The sequence below is a fragment of the Ideonella oryzae genome (assembly GCF_024055665.1).
GTDB classification, from domain to species: Bacteria; Pseudomonadota; Gammaproteobacteria; order Burkholderiales; family Burkholderiaceae_C; genus Ideonella; species Ideonella oryzae.
In genome coordinates this window covers 33389-46010 of the sequence record NZ_JAMXMC010000017.1, presented here as the reverse complement: position 1 = coordinate 46010, position 12622 = coordinate 33389, and the positions used below count along the sequence as shown (strand labels likewise).

2 protein-coding genes are annotated in these 12622 nt (G+C 71.7%); both read left to right on the top strand.

All coding sequences use genetic code 11. The features are described from left to right. The first annotated feature begins 44 nt into the window (after positions 1-44). A complete protein-coding gene (locus M0L44_RS20825) occupies positions 45-1280 on the top strand; it encodes an HD-GYP domain-containing protein (protein WP_252772104.1) in 1236 nt (411 codons plus the stop codon). A gap of 240 nt (positions 1281-1520) precedes the next feature. Next, complete coding sequence (locus tag M0L44_RS20820) at positions 1521-12620, top strand: SPM autocatalytic domain-containing protein (RefSeq protein WP_252772103.1); 11100 nt, start codon at positions 1521-1523, stop codon at positions 12618-12620. Positions 12621-12622 lie beyond the last annotated feature (2 nt).

Genomic DNA, 12622 nt, shown 5'->3' with positions numbered 1-12622 from the left:
GCCCGGCGGCCGTCCGGCTGCCGGGCCGTGGCATGCTTCGGCCCGTGCTGAAGACCATCCGTACCGATCAACTGCGCCTGGGGATGTTCGTCCACCAGTTTTCTGGCTCGTGGATATCCCATCCCTTCTGGCGCAGCCGCTTCCTGCTGCGCGACGCCCGTGACCTGGCCAAGATCCAGGAGATGGGCCTGACCTCCCTGGTGATCGACACCGACAAGGGGCTCGATGTGGCCGAGTCGCCGTCCGAGTCGGACGATGTCGTCACGGCGGCCGATGTCCCACCCGCCGTGGCCATCGATGAGCCCATCATCCTGCCGCTGCCGGAGTCCCACCCGGCGCTGGCCCTGGCCGGCCCCGCCTACCAGGATGCGGCCGCCCTGAGCCGCACGGCGGTGCGGCAGGTGATCGACCTGTATGGCGCCGCCCGGCTGGGCCGCACGCTGGACCAGGATGCCTGCCGCAACGTGGTCGAGGATGTCGTGGTCTCGGTGGCCCGCAAGCCGCATGCGCTGATCAGCATCGCCCGGCTGAAGTCGGTGTCCGACTACACCTACCTGCACGCCGTGGCGGTCTGCGCGCTGATGGCCGGCCTGGCTCGCCAGATGGGCTGGGAGGAGGCCGATGTCCGACAGGCGGCCCTGGCCGGCCTGCTGCTGGACGTGGGCAAGGCCACTTTGCCCGACGACCTGGTGCAGCGGGCTGGCCGCCTGAATCCGGAGGAGCGCACGCTGCTGCGCACCCACGCCCAGCGCGGCCATGACCTGCTGGTGGCCGAAGGGGGCTATGACCCGGGGGTGCTGCAGGCGGTGCTGCTGCACCACGAGCGGCTCAATGGCAGCGGCTATCCCCAGGCCCTGCGGGGTGAGGCCATTCCGCTGATCGCCCGCATGGCCGCTCTGTGCGACGTGTACGACGCCGTGACGTCGCGGCGTCCCTACCGCGCGCCTTGGGACCCGGCCGAGGCCATGCGCCAGCTGGCCCGCTCCAAGGGGCTGTACGACGCCGTGGTGTTCCAGCACCTGGTCAAGACCGTGGGTATCTACCCCGTGGGGGCCCTGGTGCGCCTGAAGTCCGAGCAACTGGCTGTGGTGCTGGAGCAGCACGGCGGCAGCCTCCTCACTCCCAAAGTGCGGGTGTTCTACAGCGTGGCCGAGCGCCACCGGGTCGAGCCCTTCGTGCTGGACCTGTCCAAGCCCAGCTGCTCCGACCGCATCGCGGACCTGGAATCGCCCGAGGGCTGGCGCTTTGCCGACCTCGAGGCGCAGTGGCTGTCGACCTGAACACAAGGCGCCACAAGGCACGCAGGACCAGGTCGTCAGGTTTGCCTGACGTTTACCTGGAAAGCAGTGTCCTGTGCTACGGCAATATCTCGATACAACCGTGACATGCATCACGGCTTGTGAAGGACTGCAAAGATATTCGAAGGGATGGCTTCAAGTCTGTAGCGCACCGGCCGAACTCCAGAACCAGGGAGTCCCCAGGGAGGGGATTCCATCTGTTCACCTGTCGGAGTACGCCGAATGGCAACGATCATCCCCAGTCTGTCGACCGCCCAGATTGCCGCCCTGTCCACGGCGTCGATCGCCAAGCTGACGACCGAGGACTGGGCCGCGTTCAGCACGGCTCAGATCGCTGCCCTGACCACCGCCCAGGTGGCCGTCATCCCGGCCTCCCGCCTGGCCGGGCTGTCCACCACCCAGGTGGCCGCGATGGAGACCCAGGACCTGCGGGCCATCTCCACGGCCGGACTGGTGGCGATAACCACCGCCCAGCTCAACGCGTTGACCTCGACCCAGATGGCGGCCCTGACCACCACCCAGGTCAGCAAGCTCACCACGGCGCAGTTCTCCGCCCTGAGCACCGATCACCTCAACGCGCTGTCCACCAGCCAGTTTGCGGCCTTGACCACGGCCCAGGCGGCGGCGCTGACCACCCGGCAGGCCTCGGAGCTGGAGACCGCCGATCTCGCCGCGCTGTCCGTGGCCAATGTGCGGGCCCTGACCACCCAGGCGGTGGCGGCGCTGAGCACCGACAGCATCCAGGCGCTGACCACCGCCCAGGTCAACGGCCTGACCACCCGCCAGGTGGTGGCGCTGACCACCGACCAGATCGCAGCCCTGGAGACGGCCGACCTGCGCGCGCTGAGCACGGCCTCCATCGCGGTGCTGGGCACGGCGGCGGTCGCTGCGTTGAGCACCGGCAGCGTCCAGGCCCTGACCACGGCCCAGGCCAACACCCTGTCGGCCACCCAGGCCGCGGCCCTCAGCACCGATCAGATCTCGGTGATGGGCACCGCCAGCCTGAATGCCCTCAAGACCAGCAGTCTGGCCGCGCTCAGCACGGCGCAGCTGGAGGCCCTGAGCAGCAGCCAGATTGCTGGTCTGACCACCGCCCAGGTGGGCGCGCTGACCACCAACCAGCTGTCCCATCTCACCACCGAAGACCTGCGGGCACTGACCGCGGCCCAGTTCGCCTCGCTCAGCGGCACCAAGCTGGCGGCCCTGACGACCGACCAGCTGGCCGCGATGGAAACGGCCGATCTGCGGGCCATCACCACCGCGGCGTTGGGCGCGCTGAGCACCGCCCAGCTCAATGCGCTGACGACCGATGGCGTGCAGGCCCTGAGCACGGCCCAGCTGGTGGCCCTGGCAACCGGCAAGATTGCCGCGCTGGACACCACGCATCTGAATGCCCTGACCACCACCCAGGTGGCGGCCCTGACCACGGCCCAGGCCGCGGCACTGACCAGCACCCAGACCTCCGCCATGGAGACGGCCGACGTGGCCGCGCTGAGCACCGCCGCGGTGGCTGCGCTGGGCACCTCGGCCCTGGTGGCCATGGGCACCGACGGCCTGACCGCGCTCAAGACCAGCCAGATCAAGGCCCTGAGCGCCGCCCAGGTCGCGGCGCTGAGCACCGACCAGATCGCCGCGCTGAGCACGGCCCAGGTGGCCAATCTGAGCGCCGCCCAGGTGCGCGCCTTCACCACCGCCCAGGTGGCGGCGCTGTCGACCGATGACCTGCGCGCCCTGAGCACGGCACAGACGGTGCAGTTCAGCACCGCCCAGGTGGCCGCGCTGACCACCGACCAGATGCCTGCCCTGAAGACGGCCAACCTGAGCGCGCTGACCACCGCCCAGCTGGCCGGGCTGGGCACCGCCCATCTGAACGCCCTGACCACCGCGCAGGTGGGTGCACTGACCACCGCCCAGGTGGGCGCACTCTCCACCCGGCAGTTGGCCGGGCTGAGCACCGACAACCTGGCCGCCCTGACCACGGCCCAGGTGGCCGCGATCAAGTCCACCCAGGTCACCGCCCTGACCACCGCACAGATCCAGGCGATGGAAACCGCCGACCTGGCCGCGATGAACACCGCGACCCTGCGTGCCCTGAGCACCGCCCAGGTGGCCGCGTTGACCACCGACGAAATCAAGGCCCTGACGACCGCCCAGGCGGCCGCCCTGACCAGCGCCCAGGTGGGCGCCCTCACCAGCGACCAGGTGGCGGGCCTGGAGACCACCGACCTGGTGCGCCTGAGCACCACCTCGCTGGTCGCCCTGGGCACCGCGGCCACGGCCGCGCTGAGCACCGACCAGATCGTGGCGCTGAGCACCGGCCAGGTGGCTGCACTCACCACCGCCCAGGTGGCGGCGCTGACCACGGACCAGATCCAGGCCATGCAGACGGTGGACCTCGCCTCCCTGCAGACGCGGGCCGTCCAAGCCCTGACCACCGCCCAGGTGGCCGCCCTGACCACCGCCCAGGCGGCGGCCCTGGGCACCACCCAGCTGACCGCGCTGACCACGGCCCAGGTGGCTGCGCTGGGCACCGATGACCTGCGCGCGTTGGGCACCGCCCAGACCGCCGCCCTGACCACCACCCAGCTGCGCGCGCTGACCACCGACCAGGTGGCCGCCATGGAAACAGCGGATCTGGCGGCGCTGACCACGGCCCAGGTTGCTGCCCTGCAGACCGCCCAGCTCAACGCCCTGTCCTCGGGCCAGGTGGCCGCGCTGAGCGCCAACCAGGTGAGCCGCCTGGGCACGGCCCAGATGGCTGGCCTGGGCACCGACCAGCTCACCGCCCTGACCACGGCCCAGGTGGCCGCGCTGGGCACGGCCCAGGTCGCCGTGCTGGGCACGGCCCAGATCGCCGCCCTGCAGACGGCCCAGATCGCCGCCTTGAACACCGCGTCCTGGCGCGCGCTGGGCACGGCCGCCATCGCCGCCCTGAGCACCGATCAGCTGGTGGCCATGACGACCACGCAGGCCGCGGCCCTCACCACCACGCAGGCCGCCGCGCTCTCCAGCGACCAGCTCGCCGGCTTCGAAACCCAGGACCTGGCCGCCCTGGCCACTGCCACGCTGGATGCACTGAACACCACCGCGTTGGCCGGCCTCAGCACCGCCCAGGTGGTGGCCCTGACCACCGCCCAGGCGGCGGCTCTGACCACCGCCCAGGTTGCCGCCTTGAGCACCGACCAGGTCGCCGCCCTGCAGACCCAGGATCTGAGCAGCTTCGGCACCGCCGCCGTGCGGGCCCTGGGCACCGCCCAGGTGGCTGCACTGACCACCGCTCAGGTGGCCGGCCTCACCGTCGGTCAGCTGCGCGCCCTGTCCAACGGCCAGGTGGCTGCCCTGACGACCGATGGCATCCAGGCCCTGACCACGGGCCAGGTCTCCCAACTGACCACCGCCCAGCTGGGGGCCCTGACCACCGACCAGGTGGCGGCGCTGCAAACCCAGGACCTGATGGCCCTGAGCACCGCTCAGCTGGTGACGCTGGGCACCGCCCAGCTCAATGCCCTGTCCACCGGCCAGATGGCGGCCCTGACCACGGCCCAGGTGGCTTCGTTGACCACCGCCCAGCTGGCGGGCCTGGGGTCCGACCAGCTCGACGCCCTGACCACTGCCCAGTTCGCCACCCTGAGCGCCGCCCAGGCGGCGGCCCTGACCACCGCCCAGATCGCGGCGCTGGAGACCGCCGATGTGGCCGCCCTGAAGGTGGCCACGCTGCGCGCCCTGGACACCGCCCAGATCACCGCCCTGACCACCGATGCCGTGGCCGCCCTGACCACGACGCAGGTCGCGCAGCTCACCACCAGCCAGGTCGCCGCCCTGACCACCGACCAGGTCACCGCCCTGGGCACCGAGGACATGCTGGCCCTGAACACCAGCCAACTGGTGAGCCTGAGCACGGCCCAGCTCAATGCCCTGGACAGCACGCAGCTCTCGGCCCTGGCCACCGACCAGGTGGCGGCCCTGACCACCCGGCAGCTGGCCGGGCTGGGCACCGACCAGCTCAATGCCCTGACCACCGACCAGTTCGCTGCGATCAGCGCCACCCAGGCCGCTGCCCTGACGACCGACCAGGTGGCCGCCCTGGAGACGGCTGATGTCGCCGTGCTCAGCACCGCGGCCATCCACAATCTGGGCACGGCCGCCGTGGCCGCCCTCAACTCCGACCAGGTCGCGGCCCTCACCACCAACCAAGTGGCCGTGCTGACCTCGGCCCAGGCCGCCGCGCTGAGCAGTGACCAGATCACGGGCCTGGAGACGGCCGATCTGGCGCGCCTGAGCACCACAGCCCTGGCCGCACTGAGCACCGATGCCGTGGCTGCCCTGAGCACCGGGCAGATCGTCGCCCTGACGGGCGCCCAGGCGGGTGCCTTGACCACGGCCCAGGTGGCGGCCCTGACCACTGGCCAGGTGGCCGCGTTGGAGACGGGTGATCTGCGCCAGCTGGGCGCTGCCGCACTGCACGCCCTGAGCACCGACCAGATCCAGGCCCTGACCGGCACCCAGGTGGCCGCACTGGCCACCCAGCAGGTGGTGGCCCTGACCACCGGTCAGCTCGCCGCGTTCACCACCGACCAGGTGGTGGCCCTGAGCACCGCCCAGGTGGCCCTGCTGAGCACCGCCCAAGTGGCTGCGTTGACCACCGACCAGGTGGCCGCGCTCGAAACGGCCGACCTGCGGATGCTGGATGCCGACGCCATCAAGGCCCTGAGCACCGACCAGCTCAATGCACTGACCACGGACCAGGTGGCGGCCCTGAGCACGGCCCAACTCGTGGCCCTGACCACCGGCCAACTGGCCGGCCTGAGCACCGACAACCTCGACGCCCTGGGCACCCAGCACTTTGCGGTGATGAGCGCGGCCCAGGCCGCTGCCCTGACCACCGACCAGATCGCCGCCCTCGAGACCCAGGACCTGGCCCACCTGAGCACCGCCGCCGTGCGGGCCCTGAACGCCGGCCAGATCGGCGCTCTGGGCACCGACGCACTGGCCGCGCTGACGACGGCCCAGGCCGAGGCGCTGACCTCCGGCCAGGTGGCTGCGCTGAGCAGCGACCAGATCGTCGGCATGGAAACCGCCGACCTGGCCATGCTGAGCACCGCCGCGCTCAGCGGCATGGTCACCGCCACCCTGGCCGCCCTGAGCACCAGCCAGATCCAGGCCCTGACCAGCGACCAGATGGCCGGCCTGTCCACGGCCCAGATGGCGGCCCTGACCACCGACCAGATCCAGGCCATCGAGACCGGTGACCTGCGGACCCTGGGCTCCGCCGCCCTGCAGGCTCTGACCACCGACCAGGTGGCGGCCCTGACCACCGACCAGTTCTCCGCGCTGAGCACGGCCCAGCTGCGCCAGCTCACCACCGGGCAGATCGCCGCGCTGACCACCGACGCCGTGCAGGCCCTGACCACCAACCAGGCCGGCGCGCTGACCACCGCCCAAGTGGCCGCACTCACCAGCGACCAGGCCGCGGCCCTGCAGACCGAGGATCTGGCCCGCTTCAGCTCGGCCCAGGTGGCCGCGCTGGGCAGCGACCAGCTCAACGCGATGAGCACCGATCAGTTCGCCCAGCTCAGCGTGGCCCAGGTGGCCGGGCTGGAGACCAGCGACCTGGCCAATCTGGTGAGCGACAACCTCAACGCCCTGGGCACCGCCCAGTTCGCCGCCTTGACCAGTGCACAGCTGGCCGCGCTGAGCACCGATCAGGTCGCCGCGCTGGAGACGGCCGATGTGGCCGCCCTGGGCACCGCCGCACTGCGTGGTCTGGGGGCCGGGCAGATCGCGGCCTTCACCACCGACGGCATTGCGGCCCTGGGCAGCGCCCAGGCGGCCGCCCTGACCACCGCCCAGGCGGCGGCCCTGACGAGCGACCAGATCGCTGCCCTGGGCACCGGCGCCCTGGCGGCCCTGAGCGTCAATGCCGTGGCGGCCATGACCACCGCGACCCTGGCGGCCATGACGACCGATCAGGTTGTCGCGCTGACCGGCGCCCAGGCGGCGGCCCTGACCACCGGCCAGATTGCCGCGCTGACCACCGACCAGGTGGCAGCCCTGGAAACTGCTGACCTGCGCCAGTTGGGCAGCGCCGCCATCCAGGCCCTGAGCACCGTCCAGATCGATGCGCTGACCACCGCTCAGGTGGCCGCCCTGAGCACCGCCCAGGTGGCCCGTCTCACCACGGCGCAGATCGCCGCGCTGACCACCGACGCCGTGCAGGCCCTGGGCACCGCCCAGGTGGCCCAGCTCAGCACCGACCAGCTCGCGGCCTTGACCACCGACCAGATGCCGGCCTTGAGCACGGCTGACCTGCGCCAGCTCAGCGGCACCCAGCTGGCCTCGCTGGGCACCGACCAGCTCAACGCCCTGGGCACGGGGCAGGTCGCCGCCCTGGCCAACAGCCAGGTGCAGGCCCTGACCACCACCCAGGTGGCCGCGCTGAGCACCGACAACCTCAATGCCCTGGGCACCGGCCAGTTCGCGATGCTCACCTCGGCCCAGCTGGCCGCCCTGAGCACCGACCAGGTGCTGGCGCTGGAAACCGCTGACGTCGCCGCCCTGAGCACCGCAGCCCTGCGGGGCCTGGGCGCCGGCCAGATGGCGGCGCTGACCACCGATGCCCTGGGCGCCCTGAGCACCACCCAGGCCGCCGTGTTGAGCGCCAGCCAGGCTGCCGCCCTGACCAGCGGTCAGCTCGTCGGCCTGGGCACGGTCTCGCTGGCTGCCCTGAGCACGGCCGCCGTGGCCGCGCTGACCACCGCCGCCCTGGCGGGCCTGGGCACCGACCAGGTCACCGCGCTCACCGGCACCCAGGCCGCGGCGCTGACCACCGCCCAGGTGGCCGCGCTGAGCACCGACCAGGTGGCCGCCATCGAAACAGTCGATCTGCGCCAGCTTGGCAGCGCGGCGCTGGGAGCGCTGAGCACCGACCAGGTCGCCGCCCTCACCACCGACCAGGTGGCCGCTTTCACCACCGGCCAGCTGCGCGTCCTGGGCACCGACCAGGTGGCCGCGCTGGGCACCGCCGCCGTGCAGGCGCTGGGCTCCGCCCAGGTGGCCGCCCTGACCACCGCACAGGCCGCTGCCCTGACCACCGACCAGGTGGCCGCGCTGGAGACCGGCGACCTGCGCGCCCTGGGTCTGCCCCAGCTCGCCGTGCTGAGCACCGACCAGCTCAATGCACTGACCACGGACCAGGTCGGCGCCCTGACCATTGCCCAGGTGCAGGGCCTGGGCACGGCCCAACTGGCCGGCCTGACCACCGACCACCTCAACGCCCTGGGCACCGCCCAGTTCGCCCAGCTCACCACCGCCCAGGTGGCCGCGCTGACCACCGACCAGATCGCCGCGCTGGAGACCGCCGATCTGGCGGCCCTCACCACGGTGGACGTGCGTGCCCTGAGCACCGCCCAGGTGGCGGCCCTGACCACCGACGCTGTCCAGGCCCTGGGCACGCTGCAGGCCGCCGCGCTGAGCACCGCCCAGGTGGCGGCCCTGACCACCGGCCAGATCGCCGCCATGGAAACCGCCGACCTGCGGGCCTGGAATGGCATGCAGGTGGCTGCTCTGTCCACCAGCCAACTCAATGCGCTGGGCACCGACCAGGTGGCCGCGCTGGGCACTGCCCAAGTCAGCGCGCTGACCACCGCGCAACTGGCCGGGCTGGGCACGGCCCAACTCGTGGCCCTGACCACGGCTCAGTACGCCATGCTCAACGCCAGCCAGACGGCGGCCCTGGGCACCGACCAGGCCGCCGCGCTGGAGGCGGCCGACCTGGCCGCGCTGAGCACGGCCGCACTGCGCGGCCTGAGCACGGCCGCCGTCGCTGCGCTGAGCAGTGACGGCATCCAGGCGCTGACCACCACCCAGGTGGCCGCGCTGGGCACCGACCAGCTGGTGGCCCTGACCACCGGCCAGGTCGCCGTGATCGAAACCGCCGACCTGCGTGCGATCAGCGCGGCCAGCTTCAAGAGCCTGGGCACCGCCCAGCTCAATGCGCTGACCACCGACCAGATCGCGGCCCTGACCACCGCCCAGGCCTATGCCCTGACCACCGCCCAACTGGCCGGTCTGGGCACCGAGAACCTGACGGCGCTCACCACCGACCACTACAAGGTGCTGACCAGCGCGCAGCTCGGGGCCCTGGGCACCGACCAGATTGCCGCGCTGGAAGCCGCCGACGTGGCCGCGCTGAGCACCCTGGCCCTGTCGGCCTTGTCCACCCAGGGCATGGCTGCGCTGAGCACGGCGGCCGTGGCCGCGCTCACCACCGGCCAGATGGCTTCGCTGAGCACGGTGCAGCTGTCGGCCCTGAGCACCGACCAGATGGTTGCCATCGGCACCGACGACCTGCGTGCCCTGAGCGTGGCCAACTTCAAGACCCTGGGGACCGACCAGCTCAACGCGCTGACCAGTGACCAGATGGCCGCGCTGACCGCCACCCAGGTGGCCGGCCTGACCGCCTCGCAGACGGCCGGTCTGAGCACCGACAACCTCGATGCCCTGACCACTGCGCAGTTCGCGGCCCTGACCACCACCCAGCTGGCGGCCCTGACCACGGCCCAGGCCGCGGCCCTGTCCACCCAGGACCTGGCCGCCGTGGGCACCACGGCCCTGAAGGCCCTGGGCACGGCTGAGGTGGCCGTGCTGGGCACCGACCAGATCGCGGCCCTGACCACGGCCCAGGCCTCTGCACTGACCGCCGCCCAGGTGGCTGCGCTGACCACCGACCAGGGCATCGGCCTGGAAACGGCCGATCTGGCCGCCATCAGCACGATCGCGCTGCAGTCGATGGCCACCGCCACGCTGGCTTCGCTCGGCACCGCCCAGGTGGCCGCGCTGAGCTCGCTGCAGGCGGCGGCGCTGACCACCGCCCAGGTGGCCGCGCTGACCACCGACCAGGTGGTTGCCATCGAGACCGTCGACCTGCGGGCCCTGGGCACGGCCGCGCTGCGTGCGCTGACCACCGACCAGGTGGGGGCGCTGACCACCGCCCAGATCGCCGCGCTGAGCACCGCCCAGCTGGCCAGCTTCAGCACCGCCCAGGTGGCCGCCCTGAGCACCGCCGACGTGGTGGCCCTGAGCACGGCCCAGGTGGTGGGTCTGAGCACGGCCCAGCTGGCCGCGCTGACGACCGACCAGATGCCCGTGCTGGAAACCGCGGACCTGCTGGCCATCAGCAAGGCCGGGGTGTCCGCCCTGGGTACGGACCAGCTCAATGCGCTGAGCTCGGGCCAGCTGTCCGTGTTGTCCACCTTGCAGATCAGCGGGCTGACCACGGCCCAGATCGCCGGCCTGGGCACCGACCAGCTCAACGCGCTGACCACGACCCAGTTTGCCGCCCTCAGCAGTGCACAGGCAGCGGCCTTCACCACCGGCCAGATGGCCGCGCTGGAGACCGCCGACCTGGCCCATCTGAGCACCGTGGCCCTGCGCACCCTGTCGTCCGATCAACTGGCCGTGCTGAGCAGCGACCAGCTGGTGGCCCTGACCCCCACCCAGGTCGCCGCGCTGACGACCGCCCAGATCGCCACCCTGGCCACCGACAGCCTGAACGCCCTGAGCAGCAGCCAGATTGCGGCGCTGACCACGGCCCAGGCGCTGGCGCTCACCACGGCTCAGCTGGCGGCCTTCGACACCAGCGACATCCCGGCCCTGAGCACCGCCAACCTGCGCCTGCTGAGCACCGGCAGCATCCAGGCCCTGGACACCGCCGCGATCGAGGCCATGACCACCACCCAGGTGGCATCCCTGACGACCGCCCAGGTGGCGGCCCTGACCACCGACCAGGTGGCCGCGCTGGAAACGGCCGACATGGCGGCCCTGGGCACGACCAACCTGCGGGTCCTGGGCACGGCCGCGATCGAGGCCCTGGGCACCGAGGACATCGACGCCCTGAGCACCACGCAGATCGCCGCGCTGACCACCGCCCAGGTGGCCGCGCTGACCACCGACCAGCTGACCGCGCTGGGCACGGCCGACATCGTGGCCCTGGGCACTGCCGGTGTGCACGCCCTGGCCACCGATGCGCTGCAGACCCTGAGCACGGCCGACGTGGTGGCCATGAGCGCCGCCCAGGTGGCCGGTCTGTCCACCGCCCAGATCGCCGCGCTGACCACCGACCAGGTGGCGGTGCTGGAATCGGCCGACCTGCGGGCGCTCAGTGCCACCGCGCTGCATGCCTTCACGACGGACCAGATCGTCGCGCTGACGACCGACCAGTTCGCCCAGCTCGGCACCGCGGCCGTGGTGGCCCTGACCTCCGACCAGGTGGCCGCCATCGCCACCGAGGACCTGCAGGCCCTGGGCGCCAGCCAGTTCGCCGCCATGGGCACCGCCCAGGTGGCCGCGCTGACCACCGACCAGTTCGCCGCGCTGACGACCGACCAGATCGCGGCCCTGACCACGGCCCAGGCGCATGCGCTGACGACCGACCAGATCGTGGCCTTCACCACCGACCAGATCCAGGCCCTGTCCACCGCGGACATCGCCAAGATGTCGATGGACCAGATCGCCGCCTTCGCCACCGACGACGTGGCGGTGATGTCGGCCTCCCAGCTGGACGCCTTCTTCGCCGCCTCGCCCATCGTGCTGGACCTCAACGGCGACGGCATCCACACGATCGCCGCCTCGTCGGGCGTGTCCTTCGACCTGAACGCTTCGGGCACGAAGCAGCAGGTCGGCTGGGTGGGCAGCGGCGACGGCCTGCTGGTGATGGACCGCAACGGCGACGGCCTGATCAACAACGGCAGCGAGCTGTTCGGTGTGGCCACCGTGGGCGCCAATGGCCAGCGCGCCGGCAACGGCTACGCGGCCATGGCCTTCGAGGACAGCAACCACGACGGCGTGCTGGATGCCAAGGACGCCCACTGGAACGAGCTGAAGGTGTGGGTGGATGCCAACCACGATGGTGTCACCGAAACCGGGGAACTCAAGACCCTGGCCGAGGTGGGCGTGGCCAGCATCAACCTGCATGCCCAGACCACCAGCGAGGTGAACAACGGCAACTACGTGGGCCTGGTGTCGAGCTACACCACGACGGACGGCAGCACCCACCAGGTGGCCGACGTCTGGTTCAGCAAGAACACCAGTGGCACCACGGCCGGCACGGCGGACACCACCGGCACCGAGGTGTCGGCCACGCACACGGTCGCGGCCACCACCGCCACGCCGTCGCTGCATGAGCTGCTGGCCGGTCCGAGCACCGATCTGCTGGGCGGCGCGGCCACCGCGGCCCACCACATGGCCAACACGCAGGTGTCGCCGACGCTGCACAGCAGCCTGCAGGATGAACTGGCCCGCCACCAGAACCTGCCGCTGATCTGAGG